Annotated in this window: 11 protein-coding genes, 6 tRNA genes, 3 rRNA genes and 1 riboswitch; of the genes, 3 read left to right on the top strand and 17 right to left on the bottom strand. The window is 52.7% G+C overall.

Annotated features, from left to right (window positions below):
* Positions 1–50: 50 nt before the first annotated feature.
* The 4 genes from GBC03_06105 to GBC03_06090 form a co-directional block, all read right to left on the bottom strand.
* A tRNA-Thr gene (locus tag GBC03_06105) sits at positions 51–126 on the bottom strand.
* Positions 127–131: 5 nt separating this feature from the next.
* Positions 132–206: transfer RNA gene (locus GBC03_06100), tRNA-Gly, on the bottom strand.
* 114 nt (positions 207–320) lie between these two features.
* Positions 321–405, bottom strand: a tRNA-Tyr gene (locus GBC03_06095).
* A gap of 8 nt (positions 406–413) precedes the next feature.
* Positions 414–489: transfer RNA gene (locus GBC03_06090), tRNA-Thr, on the bottom strand.
* A 402-nt stretch (positions 490–891) separates the two neighbouring features.
* Here GBC03_06090 and coaA point away from each other — a divergent pair.
* Positions 892–1,842: a type I pantothenate kinase gene (coaA, locus tag GBC03_06085; GenBank protein QFS69810.1), complete on the top strand. Its 951-nt coding sequence runs from the start codon at positions 892–894 to the stop codon at positions 1,840–1,842.
* Positions 1,843–1,872: 30 nt separating this feature from the next.
* Here coaA and birA read toward each other — a convergent pair whose 3' ends face one another.
* The 9 genes from birA to btuB all read right to left on the bottom strand — a co-directional run bounded on the left by birA (position 1,873) and on the right by btuB (position 12,247).
* Positions 1,873–2,835, bottom strand: a complete 963-nt coding sequence (gene birA, locus GBC03_06080) for a bifunctional biotin--[acetyl-CoA-carboxylase] ligase/biotin operon repressor BirA (protein QFS69809.1) — start codon at positions 2,833–2,835, stop codon at positions 1,873–1,875.
* Positions 2,832–3,860, bottom strand: coding sequence for a UDP-N-acetylmuramate dehydrogenase (gene murB, locus GBC03_06075; GenBank protein QFS69808.1), 1,029 nt, complete (start codon positions 3,858–3,860; stop codon positions 2,832–2,834). Before murB ends, birA begins: the two co-directional genes overlap by 4 nt.
* Positions 3,861–4,056: 196 nt before the next feature.
* Positions 4,057–4,172, bottom strand: a 5S ribosomal RNA gene (gene rrf / locus GBC03_06070).
* Positions 4,173–4,256: 84 nt separating this feature from the next.
* A 23S ribosomal RNA gene (locus tag GBC03_06065) occupies positions 4,257–7,189 on the bottom strand.
* 170 nt (positions 7,190–7,359) lie between these two features.
* A tRNA-Ala gene (locus tag GBC03_06060) sits at positions 7,360–7,435 on the bottom strand.
* Between the two features lie 106 nt (positions 7,436–7,541).
* Positions 7,542–7,618: transfer RNA gene (locus GBC03_06055), tRNA-Ile, on the bottom strand.
* Positions 7,619–7,678: 60 nt separating this feature from the next.
* Positions 7,679–9,230 (bottom strand): 16S ribosomal RNA (locus GBC03_06050).
* Together the 16S, 23S and 5S rRNA genes with 2 tRNA genes alongside form the textbook arrangement of a ribosomal RNA operon.
* A 382-nt stretch (positions 9,231–9,612) precedes the next feature.
* Complete coding sequence (murI, locus tag GBC03_06045; protein QFS69807.1) at positions 9,613–10,464, bottom strand: glutamate racemase; 852 nt, start codon at positions 10,462–10,464, stop codon at positions 9,613–9,615.
* Positions 10,409–12,247, bottom strand: a complete 1,839-nt coding sequence (gene btuB / locus GBC03_06040; GenBank protein QFS69806.1) for a TonB-dependent vitamin B12 receptor BtuB — start codon at positions 12,245–12,247, stop codon at positions 10,409–10,411. Before btuB ends, murI begins: the two co-directional genes overlap by 56 nt.
* Before the next feature lie 64 nt (positions 12,248–12,311).
* Positions 12,312–12,506: riboswitch (cobalamin riboswitch) on the bottom strand.
* Positions 12,507–12,620: 114 nt separating this feature from the next.
* Here btuB and trmA point away from each other — a divergent pair.
* Positions 12,621–13,721 (top strand): tRNA (uridine(54)-C5)-methyltransferase TrmA, encoded by a 1,101-nt coding sequence (trmA, locus tag GBC03_06035; protein QFS69805.1) that lies wholly within the window; start codon positions 12,621–12,623, stop codon positions 13,719–13,721.
* A 57-nt stretch (positions 13,722–13,778) separates the two neighbouring features.
* Here the strand turns inward: trmA and GBC03_06030 are convergent, their stop codons facing one another.
* The gene (locus GBC03_06030) at positions 13,779–14,138 is read right to left on the bottom strand and encodes a YijD family membrane protein (protein ID QFS69804.1); all 360 of its coding nucleotides are present in this window, start codon (positions 14,136–14,138) and stop codon (positions 13,779–13,781) included.
* Positions 14,135–14,788: an HTH-type transcriptional repressor FabR gene (fabR, locus tag GBC03_06025; GenBank protein QFS69803.1), complete on the bottom strand. Its 654-nt coding sequence runs from the start codon at positions 14,786–14,788 to the stop codon at positions 14,135–14,137. Before fabR ends, GBC03_06030 begins: the two co-directional genes overlap by 4 nt.
* A gap of 198 nt (positions 14,789–14,986) precedes the next feature.
* Here fabR and GBC03_06020 point away from each other — a divergent pair, with 198 nt between their 5' ends.
* Entirely contained in the window at positions 14,987–16,387 is a 1,401-nt protein-coding gene (locus GBC03_06020) for a Si-specific NAD(P)(+) transhydrogenase (GenBank protein QFS69802.1), read from the top strand.
* Here GBC03_06020 and oxyR read toward each other — a convergent pair.
* Positions 16,370–17,287: a DNA-binding transcriptional regulator OxyR gene (gene oxyR, locus GBC03_06015; GenBank protein ID QFS69801.1), complete on the bottom strand. Its 918-nt coding sequence runs from the start codon at positions 17,285–17,287 to the stop codon at positions 16,370–16,372. The two genes, GBC03_06020 and oxyR, sit on opposite strands and share 18 nt — an antisense overlap.
* Positions 17,288–17,551: 264 nt before the next feature.
* Complete coding sequence (locus GBC03_06010) at positions 17,552–19,036, bottom strand: carbohydrate kinase (GenBank protein QFS69800.1); 1,485 nt, start codon at positions 19,034–19,036, stop codon at positions 17,552–17,554.
* Between the last annotated feature and the right edge of the window lie 4 nt (positions 19,037–19,040).

Here is a 19,040-nt window from a genome sequence, read left to right as displayed (position 1 = left end):
TGTTGAATCACTGAGTCGTTACAGAGAAAACACGGGGAGGAGAAGTGAAGTGGTGCTGATACCCAGAGTCGAACTGGGGACCTCACCCTTACCAAGGGTGCGCTCTACCAACTGAGCCATATCAGCACGTCTGGAGCGGGCAGCGGGAATCGAACCCGCATCATCAGCTTGGAAGGCTGAGGTAATAGCCATTATACGATGCCCGCATCCTGAAACTCGGCTACCCAGTTCTTTCTGTAACAAAAAAAGAGACAAGTCTCTTTTCTCATTCGAGCCGATTATTTTCTTAACCAGCTCAGACAGCAATTGCTGCCAGAAAGTGGTGGTGGGGGAAGGATTCGAACCTTCGAAGTCTGTGACGGCAGATTTACAGTCTGCTCCCTTTGGCCGCTCGGGAACCCCACCGGACTTGATGGTGCCGACTACCGGAATCGAACTGGTGACCTACTGATTACAAGTCAGTTGCTCTACCTACTGAGCTAAGTCGGCATCAAGTAGCGCGCATTCTATGGAGACCTGCGAACTCATGCAACTAAAAAATTGCATAAAATGTTCTATTGCTCACATTTTGCGCTATACGGCCAATAAATGACGTATTTTCAGTCAGCTTAGCATAAAATTTCGACATTATCTGGCAGCCCATTTCCTCCCACCTGCGCCAGCTGGCACTTCTAACGCCTCAAATCATCGTCTGCACATCTGGAATATCTGTCACATTACTTTTCAGGTAATGGCACCAGGAAGAGATTTTTTCTTATTATTCCCTCCCATCTGGTGTTACCCTCCTGCCCATTGTCCAAATTAACTGAAATGTGACGTGCCATTGCATGCCGGGGATGATGCGCTTTTTATCACTGCCCTGATGGTGTAATGACAGCCAGAAACATGCTTATGAGTATAAAAGAGCAAACGTTAATGACGCCTTACCTACATTTTAACCGCAACCAGTGGGCTGCGCTTCGTGATTCCGTGCCGATGACCCTTACTGAAGAAGAGATCGCGCGGTTAAAGGGGATTAATGAAGATTTATCGCTGGAAGAAGTAGCAGAGATCTATTTACCCCTGTCGCGTTTGCTTAACTTCTATATCAGCTCGAACCTGCGCCGTCAGGCTGTTCTCGAACAGTTTCTGGGCACTAACGGTGAGCGCATTCCTTATATCATCAGTATTGCTGGCAGTGTGGCGGTAGGGAAAAGCACCACCGCGCGTGTATTACAGGCGCTACTGAGTCGCTGGCCAGAACATCGCCGCGTTGAGCTAATCACCACCGATGGTTTTCTTCATCCAAACCAGGTATTAAAAGACCGTGGGTTAATGAAGAAGAAAGGCTTTCCTGAATCGTATGACATGCACCGTTTGGTCAAGTTTGTCTCCGACCTCAAATCCGGCGTGCCAAACGTCACCGCTCCGGTTTATTCGCATCTGATTTATGATGTGATCCCTGACGGGGATAAAACCGTTGCCCAGCCCGATATATTAATTCTCGAAGGACTCAATGTTTTGCAGAGTGGGATGGATTATCCGCACGACCCACATCATGTATTTGTTTCGGACTTCGTCGATTTCTCTATTTATGTTGATGCGCCGGAAGAGTTACTGCAGACATGGTATATCAATCGCTTTCTTAAATTCCGCGAGGGGGCGTTTACCGACCCCGACTCTTATTTCCATAACTATGCGAAACTGACGGAAGAGGAGGCAATCAATACGGCCACCTCATTATGGAAAGAAATTAACTGGCTGAATTTAAAGCAAAACATTTTACCCACGCGTGAGCGCGCGAGTCTTATCATGACCAAGAGCGCGAATCATGCCGTCGAACAGGTTCGCCTGCGGAAATAATTAAAAAAGGGAGCGAAAGCTCCCTTTTTATTATTCTGCACTTCTCAGGGAGATTTCTCCCCCAACCCACGGTTTTATCACACCATCCTGTTCCAGTAGTAATGCACCCTGTGCGTCGATCCCTCGCGAAGTACCGTATATTTCTTTTTCGCCGATGATCAGTTTTACCTGACGATTAATAAAGTTATCGAGTTTTTTCCAACGGGAAAGATAAGGAGCCAGTCCTTCCTGCTCAAATAATTCCAACGCGGTACGCAATTCACGAATGAGCCTCGCGGCCAGCGTGTTGCGATCGAGCGTAATCCCGGCTTCCTGCAGCGTAATCCATCCCTGATTCACCACGTCTTCTTCCACACGACGCATCGCCATGTTAATGCCGGCACCAATGACGATCTGCGCAGCATCGCCCGTCTTACCCGTTAATTCGACCAGGATCCCCGCCAGTTTGCGATCCAGCAGATAGAGATCGTTTGGCCACTTCACCCGAACTTTATCAGCACCGAGATCGCGCAGCACCTCGGCCATCACGATACCGATCACCAGGCTTAAGCCGATCGCTGCGGCCGGTCCCTGCTCCAGACGCCAGAACATCGAAAGATAAAGGTTTGCACCAAAGGGAGAGAACCACTTACGCCCACGACGTCCACGGCCTGCCTGTTGATATTCCGCCACGCAGGCATCGCCTGACTGTAACAGATCTATACGGTCCAGCAGGTATTGATTGGTGGAATCGATAACCGGAAGCACTGCCACCGTACCGCGATCCAACTGGCTGTATATACGGTCGGCATCCAGTAACTGAATCGGCTCAGGCAAACTGTATCCTTTACCTGGCACGGTAAAGACGTCGACACCCCAGTCACGTAAGGTCTGGATGTGTTTATTGATGGCAGCCCGACTCATCCCCAACTTTTCACCCAGTTGCTCGCCGGAATGAAACTCGCCATCGGCCAGTAAGGAGATAAGCGTCAGAGGAACGGTATTATCCTTCATGCAATGATCTCCACAGCATTGACTTCGCCTGTTTGCCCGATGAAGCGCACTTCAGGCTCCAGCCAGACGTTAAATTTTTCACCCACTTTCGTACGAACAAGGTGCGCCAGCTGAACAACATCTTTGCTTGTCGCATTATCAGCATTGATCAGCACTAGGGCCTGTTGACGATGCACTGCTGCCCCTCCGATCCCGGAGCCTTTCAACTGACACTGATCAATGAGCCAACCTGCCGCCAACTTTACTGAACCATCAGGCTGAGGATAATGGGGCGCATTCGGGAATTGAGACAATAATGCCTGTGCCACATCAGCCACCACTACGGGGTTCTTAAAAAAGCTGCCCGCATTACCGTTTACTTTCGGATCGGGCAGTTTCGTCATGCGCATATGGCAAACCGAATCAAACACCTGCCGGGGCGTTACTGTGGCCGGATCCAGACGCGTCAGGTCACCATAGGTCAACACTGGCTGCCATTGCTTAGTCAGGCGTAGACCCACTGCAACGATCGCGAAACGATCCTGATATTCATGTTTGAAGATACTGTCACGATAGCCAAATCGACACTCTGCCGCACTGACGCGCAGCGATTTTCCTGTCGCCAGCTCAACACAGTCAACGTAATCACAAACTCGTTGGAGCTCCACGCCGTAAGCACCAATATTCTGGATCGGTGAAGAACCGACACAGCCGGGGATCAGCGCCAGGTTTTCCAGACCCGGCATGCCAAGCTGTAGCGTGTGCTGTACCAGGTGATGCCAGTTTTCACCCGCGCCGACATGCAGCAGCCAGGCATCCGGTTGCTCTGTCACCTCAATGCCTTTGATACGGTTGACGATCACCGTTCCGCGGAAGGTATCAAGAAACAGGACGTTACTCCCTTCACCCAGTATCAGTACCGGCTGATGCAACGCATTGGCGGATTGCCAGGCATTCAGTAGCTGTTGTTCATTTTCGGCGCAAACAATCTCATTGGCATTTTGATCGATGCCAAAGGTATTCCAGGATTTAAGGGAGTGATTCATAGACGCTTTCCTGATGCAAAATCGCGGTTAGTTTACCGCATCTGCCGCAGTATGGCTTGTATTATGGCGGGCTAGCGTTATACAGAGGATTCCCCCTTGCCGTAGGCCGGATAAGGCGAAGCCGCCATCCGGCATTTTCCGTGGTGCACAGACGCAAAAAAGCCCATCCGTCAGGATGGGCTTCTTCACTGTTGATGCCTGGCAGTTCCCTACTCTCGCATGGGGAGACCCCACACTACCATCGGCGCTACGGCGTTTCACTTCTGAGTTCGGCATGGGGTCAGGTGGGACCACCGCGCTACAGCCGCCAGGCAAATTCTGTTTTATCACCCCGTTTCCACGAAGTGACATAATCTGTTATCAAGCTGAACTGAAATTCTCTCTCAAATCCGCCAAAACAGCTTCGGCGTTGTAAGGTTAAGCCTCACGGTTCATTAGTACCGGTTAGCTCAACGCATCGCTGCGCTTACACACCCGGCCTATCAACGTCGTCGTCTTCAACGTTCCTTCAGGACCCTTAAAGGGTCAGGGAGAACTCATCTCGGGGCAAGTTTCGTGCTTAGATGCTTTCAGCACTTATCTTTTCCGCATTTAGCTACCGGGCAGTGCCATTGGCATGACAACCCGAACACCAGTGATGCGTCCACTCCGGTCCTCTCGTACTAGGAGCAGCCCCCCTCAATTCTCCAGCGCCCACGGCAGATAGGGACCGAACTGTCTCACGACGTTCTAAACCCAGCTCGCGTACCACTTTAAATGGCGAACAGCCATACCCTTGGGACCTACTTCAGCCCCAGGATGTGATGAGCCGACATCGAGGTGCCAAACACCGCCGTCGATATGAACTCTTGGGCGGTATCAGCCTGTTATCCCCGGAGTACCTTTTATCCGTTGAGCGATGGCCCTTCCATTCAGAACCACCGGATCACTAAGACCTGCTTTCGCACCTGCTCGCGCCGTCACGCTCGCAGTCAAGCTAGCTTATGCCTTTGCACTAACCTCCTGATGTCCGACCAGGATTAGCTAACCTTCGTGCTCCTCCGTTACTCTTTAGGAGGAGACCGCCCCAGTCAAACTACCCACCAGACACTGTCCGCAACCCGGATTACGGGCCCACGTTAGAACACCAGCCATTAAAGGGTGGTATTTCAAGGTTGGCTCCATGCAGACTGGCGTCCACACTTCAAAGCCTCCCACCTATCCTACACATCAAGGACCAGTGTTCAGTGTCAAGCTATAGTAAAGGTTCACGGGGTCTTTCCGTCTTGCCGCGGGTACACTGCATCTTCACAGCGAGTTCAATTTCACTGAGTCTCGGGTGGAGACAGCCTGGCCATCATTACGCCATTCGTGCAGGTCGGAACTTACCCGACAAGGAATTTCGCTACCTTAGGACCGTTATAGTTACGGCCGCCGTTTACCGGGGCTTCGATCAAGAGCTTCTCCCTAAGGATAACCCCATCAATTAACCTTCCGGCACCGGGCAGGCGTCACACCGTATACGTCCACTTTCGTGTTTGCACAGTGCTGTGTTTTTAATAAACAGTTGCAGCCAGCTGGTATCTTCGACTGATTTCAGCTCCATGAGTAAATCACTTCACCTACATATCAGCGTGCCTTCTCCCGAAGTTACGGCACCATTTTGCCTAGTTCCTTCACCCGAGTTCTCTCAAGCGCCTTGGTATTCTCTACCTGACCACCTGTGTCGGTTTGGGGTACGATTTGATGTTACCTGATGCTTAGAGGCTTTTCCTGGAAGCAGGGCATTTGTTACTTCAGCACCGTAGTGCCTCGTCATCACGCCTCAGTGTTAAAGTGAACCGGATTTACCTGGAACACACACCTACACGCTTAAACCGGGACAACCGTCGCCCGGCCAACATAGCCTTCTCCGTCCCCCCTTCGCAGTAACACCAAGTACAGGAATATTAACCTGTTTCCCATCGACTACGCCTTTCGGCCTCGCCTTAGGGGTCGACTCACCCTGCCCCGATTAACGTTGGACAGGAACCCTTGGTCTTCCGGCGAGCGGGCTTTTCACCCGCTTTATCGTTACTTATGTCAGCATTCGCACTTCTGATACCTCCAGCATGCCTCACAGCACACCTTCACAGGCTTACAGAACGCTCCCCTACCCAACAACACATAGTGTCGCTGCCGCAGCTTCGGTGCATGGTTTAGCCCCGTTACATCTTCCGCGCAGGCCGACTCGACCAGTGAGCTATTACGCTTTCTTTAAATGATGGCTGCTTCTAAGCCAACATCCTGGCTGTCTGAGCCTTCCCACATCGTTTCCCACTTAACCATGACTTTGGGACCTTAGCTGGCGGTCTGGGTTGTTTCCCTCTTCACGACGGACGTTAGCACCCGCCGTGTGTCTCCCGTGATAACATTCTTCGGTATTCGCAGTTTGCATCGGGTTGGTAAGTCGGGATGACCCCCTAGCCGAAACAGTGCTCTACCCCCGAAGATGAGTTCACGAGGCGCTACCTAAATAGCTTTCGGGGAGAACCAGCTATCTCCCGGTTTGATTGGCCTTTCACCCCCAGCCACAAGTCATCCGCTAATTTTTCAACATTAGTCGGTTCGGTCCTCCAGTTAGTGTTACCCAACCTTCAACCTGCCCATGGCTAGATCACCGGGTTTCGGGTCTATACCCTGCAACTTAACGCCCAGTTAAGACTCGGTTTCCCTTCGGCTCCCCTATTCGGTTAACCTTGCTACAGAATATAAGTCGCTGACCCATTATACAAAAGGTACGCAGTCACCCCATAAAAGAGGCTCCCACTGCTTGTACGTACACGGTTTCAGGTTCTTTTTCACTCCCCTCGCCGGGGTTCTTTTCGCCTTTCCCTCACGGTACTGGTTCACTATCGGTCAGTCAGGAGTATTTAGCCTTGGAGGATGGTCCCCCCATATTCAGACAGGATACCACGTGTCCCGCCCTACTCATCGAGCTCACAACATATGCACTTTTGTGTACGGGGCTGTCACCCTGTATCGCCGGCCTTTCCAGACCGTTCCACTAACACACATGCTGATTCAGGCTCTGGGCTGCTCCCCGTTCGCTCGCCGCTACTGGGGGAATCTCGGTTGATTTCTTTTCCTCGGGGTACTTAGATGTTTCAGTTCCCCCGGTTCGCCTCGTTAAGCTATGTATTCACTTAACGATAGTGCAACGAATTGCACTGGGTTTCCCCATTCGGACATCGCCGGCTATAACGGTTCATATCACCTTACCGACGCTTTTCGCAGATTAGCACGTCCTTCATCGCCTCTGACTGCCAGGGCATCCACCGTGTACGCTTAGTCGCTTAACCTCACAACCCGAAGATGTTTCGTAAAACACCGTCAGTGTTGCGAAAATTTGAGAGACTCGAACACACATTGACTGTGTGTCGTTTCAATTTTCAGCTTGATCCAGATTTTTAAAGAGCAAAACTTCGCAGTGAACCTTTTCAGGTACACTCTGAAGTTTTCTTGGGTTTTGCAGTAAATATGGTGGAGCTATGCGGGATCGAACCGCAGACCTCCTGCGTGCAAAGCAGGCGCTCTCCCAGCTGAGCTATAGCCCCATCGTAGTTAATCTCATCAACCTTAATTCGTTCTGAGACAAGGCGTGGTAACGCGAAGCATACATCAGTATATGAGCGTTGCCGCAACGCAGTATCAGAAGGAATTTGGTAGGCCTGAGTGGACTTGAACCACCGACCTCACCCTTATCAGGGGTGCGCTCTAACCACCTGAGCTACAAGCCTGCAGAGATTTTTTACTGCTAATTTTCATCAGACAATCTGTGTGAGCACTACAAAGGCAGGTTCTTTAAGGTAAGGAGGTGATCCAACCGCAGGTTCCCCTACGGTTACCTTGTTACGACTTCACCCCAGTCATGAATCACAAAGTGGTAAGCGCCCTCCCGAAGGTTAAGCTACCTACTTCTTTTGCAACCCACTCCCATGGTGTGACGGGCGGTGTGTACAAGGCCCGGGAACGTATTCACCGTGGCATTCTGATCCACGATTACTAGCGATTCCGACTTCATGGAGTCGAGTTGCAGACTCCAATCCGGACTACGACATACTTTATGAGGTCCGCTTACTCTCGCGAGGTCGCTTCTCTTTGTATATGCCATTGTAGCACGTGTGTAGCCCTGGTCGTAAGGGCCATGATGACTTGACGTCATCCCCACCTTCCTCCAGTTTATCACTGGCAGTCTCCTTTGAGTTCCCGGCCGGACCGCTGGCAACAAAGGATAAGGGTTGCGCTCGTTGCGGGACTTAACCCAACATTTCACAACACGAGCTGACGACAGCCATGCAGCACCTGTCTCACAGTTCCCGAAGGCACCCTCGTATCTCTACAAGGTTCTGTGGATGTCAAGACCAGGTAAGGTTCTTCGCGTTGCATCGAATTAAACCACATGCTCCACCGCTTGTGCGGGCCCCCGTCAATTCATTTGAGTTTTAACCTTGCGGCCGTACTCCCCAGGCGGTCTATTTAACGCGTTAGCTCCGGAAGCCACTCCTCAGGGGAACAACCTCCAAATAGACATCGTTTACGGCGTGGACTACCAGGGTATCTAATCCTGTTTGCTCCCCACGCTTTCGCACCTGAGCGTCAGTCTTCGTCCAGGGGGCCGCCTTCGCCACCGGTATTCCTCCAGATCTCTACGCATTTCACCGCTACACCTGGAATTCTACCCCCCTCTACGAGACTCAAGCCTGCCAGTTTCGAATGCAGTTCCCAGGTTGAGCCCGGGGATTTCACATCCGACTTGACAGACCGCCTGCGTGCGCTTTACGCCCAGTAATTCCGATTAACGCTTGCACCCTCCGTATTACCGCGGCTGCTGGCACGGAGTTAGCCGGTGCTTCTTCTGCGGGTAACGTCAATTGCTGCGGTTATTAACCACAACACCTTCCTCCCCGCTGAAAGTACTTTACAACCCGAAGGCCTTCTTCATACACGCGGCATGGCTGCATCAGGCTTGCGCCCATTGTGCAATATTCCCCACTGCTGCCTCCCGTAGGAGTCTGGACCGTGTCTCAGTTCCAGTGTGGCTGGTCATCCTCTCAGACCAGCTAGGGATCGTCGCCTTGGTGAGCCGTTACCTCACCAACTAGCTAATCCCATCTGGGCACATCCGATGGCAAGAGGCCCGAAGGTCCCCCTCTTTGGTCTTGCGACGTTATGCGGTATTAGCTACCGTTTCCAGTAGTTATCCCCCTCCATCGGGCAGTTTCCCAGACATTACTCACCCGTCCGCCACTCGTCAGCAAAGCAGCAAGCTGCTTCCTGTTACCGTTCGACTTGCATGTGTTAGGCCTGCCGCCAGCGTTCAATCTGAGCCATGATCAAACTCTTCAATTTAAGTTTGATGCTCACAGAATTAAACTTCGTAATGAATTACGTGTTCACTCTTTGAGACTTGGTATTCATTTTTCGTCCGAGGACGTTAAGAATCCATGTCACTTTGAGTGCCCACACAGATTGTCTGATAAATTGTTAAAGAGCAGTTGCGACGCGCTTTAGCGGCTCTGTCGCGAGGTCCCGTATATTACGTTTTCCTCATTCAGAGTCAAGCATTTATTTCGCTTTTCTCTGTGGGCGTTCATCTCTGAACCCCGCTGACCCGGCGGCTTGCGTGCCGTTGTTCCGTGTCAGTGGAGGCGCATTATAGGGAGTTATTTCAGGCTGACAAGGGGAAATTTAAAATAATTTTCCGAGTGCGTAATATTTATCCAAAACAGGTTTAAACCGTCAGTTTTTCGAGCGATTCAAAGCCGTAACGCTGCAAAACGGGTAATAATTGCTCAGTTTCCGGCGTCATCGCCATACAATAGGCGATATTGGCATCTGCGGATTTCGCATCCGGCGCTTCATGTTCCAGTAGCCAGGCCGTGCGGCGCGCAATCGCCGCTCCGGAATCTACCAGCCGCGTCCCTTCAGGAAGAACCTGTAAGAGTTCTTCCTGTAACAGTGGGAAATGGGTGCACCCGAGCACTACCGTATCAGGCGGTTCCGGCATCCGCAGCCATGGGCGCAGAATCCGTTGCAACTCTTCCAGCGGCACCGGCTCGCCATGCAGCTTCGCTTCCGCCAACTCCACTAGCTCCGCTGACCCCAGCATGGCTATCTGACACTCATTCGCAAAGCGCGCAATCAGCTCATGCGTATAAGGACGTTTCACCGTCCCGCGAGTTGCCAGTAACCCAACAATACCATTCGCCGTCAGACGCGCCGCCGGTTTGATCGCCGGCACCACGCCCACGACCGGGAAAGCAAACTTCTCACGCAAGGCCGGAAGAGAGACCGTACTGGCCGTGTTACAGGCGATAACCGCCAGGGAGAGAGGATAACGCTGCTGTACCGCCGTCACGATCTCAACAACGCGCTCAACGATAAATGCCTCGCTCTTTTCCCCATAAGGAAAAGCCACGTTATCGAAAGCGTAGATATAGTGGAGATCCGGCAGGAGATGCCGGATCTCATCATAGACCGACAACCCACCGACACCGGAATCAAATACCAGTACGGTGGGGCGTGGATCAGAAGGTGTAGCTGCCAGACAAGGTGTATTCCCGTCCTGCAGTTTGGTAGCCATAAACTGTCTCGTAATCTTTATCGAACAGGTTGGCTATTTTACCACGAACTGTGAGATGTGAGGTGACCGGATATGAAAGTCCAATATCCCACACGCTCAGCCCGCCCATTTTCACCTTACGGGAATTGTCATAGTCGTAATCGTAGCGCTCGCCGATGTACTGATAGGTCACATCCCAGCCCAGCTCGTAGATCTGCCCGCTCAGCTCATACTTCACCTGCTGCTTGGCGCGGCGATAAAGCTGTTGATCGGTTTCATCATCGCGCGGATCCACATACTGCAACGTTAAGCGGTGATCGACCGGACCGGTTGTCAGGTTCCCTGTCCATTCCAGCCCCTTGATGGTCGCAGATTTGACGTTGAAGTAGGTATTGTTGTTGTAGTCGATCAGATTCTGGATTTTGTAGCGATAGGTCGACAAGCGCCAGTCAAGCGGACCGGTCAGCCCTTCCAGCCCGGCTTCCCACTGCTTCGATTCTTCCGGCTTCAGATTCGGGTTAGAGGCAATGCCAAAACGCTCCGCACCAAACTGTTGCCCCAGTGAAGGCGCAAGGAAGCCCGTGCCGTAAGAGAGCGTCACCTTATAGTCATCAACGAACTGCCAGCCCGCCGCCGTTTGCCAGGTGCCATGCCAGCCAAACTGGTCGTCATGGTCTTCACGACCAGACGCTTCCAGCGTCACGCTGTCAATTTGCTGTTGTCCGGTCAAATAGAGGCCCGTGTTATCACGCTTATAGTTGTCTGTCCCATACTCGCCAAAGGACATCAACTTTTCTTGCTTCCAGTCGACGCCCGCGCTGACAGCACCGTGCCCGACAATAACGTTGTTACCCCACTGGACATAGCGCTGCTCCATGTCATCAAGGCTGTAACCTGTCGCATAGCGCCCGTTCAGACTGCTGTAGTTGTAGTCCTTAATACGCTGGTAATTGGCGACCAGTTGCGAAGAGTAGATACCGGAATTGAAGCGCAGCCCTGTATCCCACGACTGGGTGTAATTCTGGTGCTCGTCGTTTCCGCCGTCATAACCCCATTTCCCCTGGTCATAATCGGCATTACTGGCATAGCCGTAGCCACGGAAGTAACCATCGAATTGATCGTTAAATTTGTGCTCAACGCCTCCCCAGAACAGCTTGTTGCGATAGCCATCGCGATCGCTATCACCGCTGTAGCTGGAGCGTGGCTGAACATCGAAGCCTTTGGTGGTCTGATATGCCCCGGCAGCGGTCACCACGGTATCACCAAAACGCTGGCGATAAGTGCCGTCATACTGCTGATAGCCTTTTGACCCCACGCCAGCATTGATCTGCGAACGCTCCTCACCGGCCATGGTGATAATGTTCACCACTCCGCCAATGGCACCGGAACCATAAATCGCTGAACGTGGGCCGCGGATATATTCGATGCGCTGCACCAGCGAGACCGGAATCTGATCAATATCGGAGTTATTCGAAATGCCCGGACGGGCGACCGGAATACCATCCACTAACACCAGAACGTGTTTCGCTTCGGTACCCCGCACAAACAGAGAAGAGCTTTGCCCCATGCCGCCATTCTGGGCGACATCCACGCCAGGCAGACGGCGCATGACATCAAGGACAGTTCGGGACTGCCAGCGTTCGATATCTTCACGCGTGACGATGTCAGTTGGTGCCAGAACGGTATTAACAGGTTGCTGAAAACGGTTTGCCGTCACGACAAGCGTGTCAGGCGTGGCATCCTGTGCCCAACCTGAAAAGGCCGTGACGGAGAGCACCGTCAACAGCGATGTTTTTTTAATCATTGTAAAGCATCCACAATATAAGAAGGATGCCGCAGGTCCCACCGATAGTACGCGATGATGAAAACCAGTTGCGACGTTAGCCGGCAGGTCTTCGGGCTTGGAAGGGTATCCCCGTCAGGGATACCAGAAATGAAGACTTCCCACCCGAGGGCAGTGTCTGCTTACGCTCTCATCTCACCTTTCCTTACCGCTGCGCGTCAGCTCCAGATTTACACTGGATTCCCTATTAACTCACAGGACCGGCACACGGATGCTACAGTTTGTAACATCTTACTGTCCAGCGCGTTTGTTAAATATCGGAAGTCATCAATGTCTGGACATCTGTTGAGCAATCCCTACAATCCCCGCGTACTTATATTTTTCAGGATACATCATGACCCCCGAACACCTTCCGACAGAACAGTATGACGCGCAGCTCGCCGAGAAAGTGGTGCGCTTGCAGAGTATGATGGCGCCCTTTTCTGGCCTGGTTCCGGAAGTGTTTCGCTCGCCGGTCAGTCACTACCGTATGCGTGCGGAGTTCCGCATCTGGCACGACGGTGACGACCTGTATCACATCATTTTTGATCAGCAGAGCAAAAGCCGAATTCGCGTCGACAGCTTCCCGGCGGCGAGTGAACTGATCAATCAGTTAATGACCGCGATGATCGCTGGCGTACGCGACAACCGCGTGCTGCGCCATAAGCTGTTTCAGATTGATTACCTGACCACCATGAGCAATCAGGCAGTGGTCTCGCTGCTGTATCATAAAAAGCTGGACGATGAGTGGCGTGAAGCCGCCGAAGCATTGCGCGATGCTCTGCGCGCGCAGAACCTGAACGTGCATCTGATTGGCCGCGCGACGAAAACGAAAATCGCGCTGGACCAGGATTACATCGACGAACGCTTGCCGGTTGCGGGCAAAGAGATGATTTATCGTCAGGTCGAGAACAGCTTTACGCAGCCCAATGCGGCAATGAACATTCAGATGCTGGAGTGGGCGCTGGATGTCACCCGCGAATCGAAAGGCGATCTGCTCGAACTGTACTGCGGGAATGGCAACTTTTCGCTCGCGCTGGCGCGCAACTTTGAGCGCGTACTGGCGACCGAAATCGCTAAACCATCGGTTGCCGCCGCACAATACAACATTGCGGCGAATCAGATTGATAACGTGCAGATCATCCGCATGGCGGCGGAAGAGTTTACGCAGGCGATGAACGGCGTGCGCGAGTTTAACCGCTTACAGGGCATCGATCTGAAAAGCTATCAGTGCGAAACGATTTTTGTCGATCCGCCCCGCAGCGGTCTGGACAGTGAGACGGAGAAAATGGTGCAGGCGTATCCGCGTATTCTGTACATCTCCTGCAATCCACAGACGCTGTGCAAGAACCTGGAAACCTTGAGCCAGACGCATAACATCTCACGTCTGGCGCTGTTCGATCAGTTCCCGTATACGCACCATATGGAGTGCGGAGTGTTGTTGACGGCGAAGTAATCGGTTATCGGCCGGATAAAGCATTTATGCCGCATCCGGCCTGGACGTCAGCCGCGCTTATTCCGACACTTCCTGCTTGCGATTACGCATTTTCACGCCGATCCAGAAGACCAGAATGACCGACAGCACCGCCGGGAAGAAGTTGGAGCCGATATCCGGATACTCCGCGCGCACCACGGTGCTGTAAAGCAGAACGCCGAGAATAAAGCAGGCGGCAGACAGGCCCGGTAACCCCACAGGCATGGTGCGATTCTGATAACGTTGATGCAGACAGTACACCGTCAGCACCAGCGAGATAATCGGGAATACAGAGAACGGCACGATGGAGCTAAACAGCGCCGCGAATGTGCCATTGATCGACAAGCCAGCGACCAGCGCCAGCAACAGCGTACCTTTATCCTGAACTGACTGTTTCATTGCTCTTCCTTCACGTTACCTGGAATGAGGGTCATCTTCTCTTGTTCGCGGCGATACCAGTAAAACGCGCCTTTCGAAATCATGCGCAGTTGCAGTACCAGTCGCTCTTCTAACTGTTGGCGTTGTTCCGCCCCCACGTCCAGCGCCTCGGCGCCTGCACTGAAGACAATCGTCACCATCGCTTCGGCTTGCGCTTCAGTAAACGCGCGCGGCATATGGTTTTCGAGTTCCAGATAATCCGCAAGTTCCGCGATGAAGTGCTGAATTTCTCGTGCAACGGCGGCACGGAAAGCCGCTGAGGTACCAGAACGTTCACGCAATAATAAACGGAAGGCGTTGGGGTTGTTACCGATGAACTCCATAAATGTAGAGACCGAGGTGCGGATCACACTCCCGCCCTTGGCGATACGCTGACGAGCCTGGCGCATCAACTGACGCAGCATCAGACCGCTTTCATCGACCATCGTCAGGCCGAGTTCATCAACATCACGGAAATGACGATAAAAGGAGGTTGGCGCAATGCCCGCTTCGCGCGCGACTTCACGCAAACTCAGGCTGGCGAAGCTACGCTCTGCGCTCAGTTGACTAAATGCGGCCTCTACCAGCGAACGCCGGGTTTTTTCTTTTTGCTGCGCTCTAACGCCCATCACGATGTCTGAATCCTTCCATATGTCTTGTCTGGCACTATACCAGAGTTCAAAGTTAATCTGCTTGTTCCGCTTTGTGAATGATTGTTTGCGCGCAGTTTGTGCTTCAGCTTCGCAAAAAAGCACAACGATAATTGGGTTATCCCGGCAATGATGTTACTATTCTGTTGCTTTTATGTATAAGAACAGGTAAGCCTTACCATGCCACATTCCTACGATTACGATGCCATAGTAATAGGTTCCGGCCCCGGCGGCGAAGGCGCTGCAATGGGTCTGGTTAAGCAAGGAGCTCGCGTTGCCGTTGTCGAGCGCTATCATAACGTTGGCGGCGGTTGCACCCACTGGGGCACCATCCCGTCGAAAGCGCTCCGTCACGCAGTCAGCCGTATTATCGAATTCAATCAGAACCCCCTTTACAGCGATCATTCCCGCCTGCTTCGTTCCTCATTCGCCGATATTCTCAACCATGCCGACAACGTGATTAATCAGCAAACACGGATGCGGCAGGGTTTTTATGAGCGTAACCACTGCGAAATCTTGCAGGGCAACGCCCATTTTGTCGACGAACACACGCTGGCGCTGGAATGTCATGACGGTACGGTTGAAACCCTGACGGCAGAGAAGTTTGTCATTGCCTGCGGATCGCGCCCTTATCATCCGACAGACGTGGACTTCTCGCACCCGCGCATTTATGACAGCGATTCGATCCTCAGTCTGCACCACGAGCCTCGCCACGTCATTATTTATGGCGCCGGGGTGATCGGCTGCGAGTATGCGTCTATTTTCCGCGGAATGGAGGTCAAAGTTGACCTCATCAACACCCGTGATCGTCTGCTGGCGTTCCTCGATCAGGAGATGTCCGACTCCCTCTCTTATCACTTCTGGAACAGCGGCGTCGTCATTCGCCACAATGAAGAGTATGAGAAGATCGAAGGCTGTGACGACGGGGTGATCATGCACCTGAAGTCCGGTAAGAAACTGAAGGCCGACTGCCTGCTGTATGCCAATGGTCGTACCGGGAATACCGATTCCCTGGCGTTACAGAATATCGGTCTGGAAACCGACAGCCGTGGTCAGCTCAAGGTCAACAGCATGTACCAGACCGCGCTGCCGCACGTTTACGCGGTGGGTGACGTGATTGGTTACCCGAGCCTGGCGTCCGCTGCATACGACCAGGGACGCATTGCTGCCCAGGCGCTGGTGAAAGGGGAAGCGAACGCGCACCTGATTGAAGATATCCCAACCGGGATTTACACCATTCCGGAGATCAGTTCTGTGGGTAAAACCGAACAGCAACTGACGGCAATGAAAGTGCCTTACGAAGTGGGACGTGCCCAGTTTAAACACCTGGCACGTGCGCAAATCGTCGGCATGAACGTGGGCACGCTGAAGATTTTGTTCCATCGGGAAACCAAAGAGATTCTGGGAATTCACTGCTTTGGCGAGCGCGCAGCCGAGATTATTCACATCGGTCAGGCGATTATGGAGCAGAAAGGTGGCGGTAACACAATTGAGTACTTTGTTAACACCACCTTTAACTACCCGACCATGGCAGAAGCCTATCGGGTCGCTGCGCTAAACGGCTTAAACCGCCTTTTTTAACGCATTGTCGAAATGGCCATCCATTGCACCACGGATGGCCTCTGCCAGTTGCTCATAGCGACTGCGCAGGGGTGAACCCGGACGATAAACCAGCCCCACTGTGCGACGCGGTTCAGGCTTAATGCAGGGCAGATACACGACGCCATCGCGCTTGCGTTCCTGTGGAACCGCCAGCGCCGGCAGCAACGTAATACCGCTTCCCGCCGCTACCATGTTACGCAGCGTTTCCAGACTGGTCGCGCGGAAGTGGGTGTCTTCGTCAGCGCCCGCTTCGAAGCAGAAACCCATCGCCTGATCGCGCAGACAGTGACCGTCCTCCAGCATCAGCAGTTTTTCGCCTGCCAGATCGGACATCGGCACGCATTCGCGATTCGCCCACGGGTGATCCTCATAGATCGCCAGCAGCATCGGCTCATCGAACAGCGGCACTTCAATAAATGCCTCACTCTCTTTCACCAGCGCCAGGATCACGCAATCGAGCTTGCCGCTATCCAGCTGTGCCAGCAACTGATGGGTCTGCGCTTCATGCAGATACATTTCCAGCTTCGGGAAAGTCTGGTGCAGCATCGGAATAATATGCGGCAGCAGATAAGGACCAACGGTGGGAATCAAACCAATGTGCAGCGGACCTGACATGGTCTCGCCCTGTTGGCTTGCCATCTCCTTGAGCACTTTGACCTCACGCAGCACGGTGCGTGCCTGATCCACCAGCAGTAAACCTGCCTGGGTGAATAGCACTTTACGACTCGTACGCTCCAGCAGCATCACGCCCAGTTCATCTTCCAGCTTGCGGATTTGACCGCTCAGCGTTGGCTGACTGACATGACAAGAGTCCGCCGCGCGCCGAAAGTGGCGATGTTCGGCTAATGCCACCAGGTATTCAAGATCACGAATATTCATTATTCATCCTCCATCGCCACGATAGTTCATGGCGATAGGTAGCATAGCAACGAACGATTATCCCTATCAAGCTTTCTGTCTGATAATCCATCACAGAAACGGAGCGGTCTCGTTTAACCCTTGAAGCCACTGCCCGTTTTGAGAGTCTCTCTCAAACCCAAATAACTAAAGCCAACGTGAACTTTTGCGGACCTCAGGTCCGCATTTTTTTTACGTAAAAAAGCCCGGCTTAACGCCAGGCCGTGATGAGACAAAAACAGGTTGTTATTCGCGTTCGACAGTACTCAGCGCATCGGCGACACGCTTAAACCGTTCGAACCGGCGACGCAACATGCCGTGCTTCTTCGCATCCGGTTCCAGACGAATCACCGGCGGCAGGGTCGCTTTAATGGCCTGCTCAAACCCAGGATAATCACCCGTACCTACAGCCGCACACATCGCCGCCGCCCGGCAGCCGGACTGCTCAACGTCGACAATTTCAAGCGGCAAATTGCTGGCATCGCAAAACATCTGCATCCAGATACGTGAATGCGTAGGGCCGCCGGTGAAACGAATCGTTTGAATACCTTCTCCGAGCTGCAACAGTTTGTCCTGATGCAGTAAGTGCGAGAACACAATCCCCTGATAGATACCGTAAACGAGGTCTGCCGCGTCGTGGTGGCCTCCGAGCCCGAAGAATCCGCCACTCAGTGAATCGCCATAATTCGAACCGTATAGCCAGGGGAAAAACAGAATGCTATCGGGTTTCTCATACCCACGCGCCGCCCACTGGTTAAGCGTGTCGTGGTCATCCTGCAGTTCCGGTAAAAAGTGCTGAATAAACCAGGTCAGATTGCTGGCAGAAGTGGGGCTGCCTTCGTGGGCAAAATAGTGCCCCGGAATACTGAATTTACCCCATACATACGGATAGTCTGCCGGGATAATGTCATCAAAAACGCGGGTGGCAATCGACCACGTTCCGGCAACCGCGCTAAGCTGCGTGCTGTCATAGACGCCGGAAGTCATTGCCGCGCCAACGACATCAAACACCCCGCCAAATACCGGCGTTCCTGCGTTTAACCCGCATAACGCGGCGGCGTCCGTGGTGACAACCCCTGCCAGTTCAGCGGAGCCAATCACTTTCGGCATGCAATCCATCATCTCTTCTATGCCGAACAGGGTGAACAGCGCAGGATCGAAATCATTACGCTGCAAATTAAATAACTGACTTCCCGAAATATTGGTTTCTTCGCAGGTCAATTCCGCCGTCAAACGATAACGAATGTAATCGTGGGCCATCAACACATAACCCGTACGCGCATAACGCTCCGGCTCGTGCTGTTTCAGCCACCTCAGCAATGCCGCCGGATGTGAAGGCCATAACTGCTGAAAGCTATGCGGATATGCCAGACGGTCGATATCCTGCGCTTTCCAGTCCGCAACCAGAGACTGTGCCCGGGAATCCGAAGAGACAATCCCGTTGCGTACGGGCCTTCCTGACTTATCGACCAGATAAAGTCCTTTACCGTGTGAGGAAAAACCAATTCCGTTAATCTGTTCCGCCGACAGATGACTTTCAACCAGCGCACGCCGGATAACGTCACACGTTGCCGCCCAAAGGGCCTCCATATCGCGTTCGCAGAATCCTGCCTGTGGGCTGAGTAACGATAAGGTTTGAGCAGCCACCGTGATTTCTCTACCCTCGGCAGTGTAGATTCCCGCCTTGGTGACGGTGCCGCCCAAATCAATGCCCATAAAGTAATGGTCCATCGTC

The sequence above is a fragment of the Citrobacter telavivensis genome, from assembly GCA_009363175.1.
Lineage (GTDB): Bacteria > Pseudomonadota > Gammaproteobacteria > Enterobacterales > Enterobacteriaceae > Citrobacter_A > Citrobacter_A telavivensis.
Note: the sequence above shows the minus strand (reverse complement) of the source record. Positions and strands in the feature narration are given on the sequence as shown.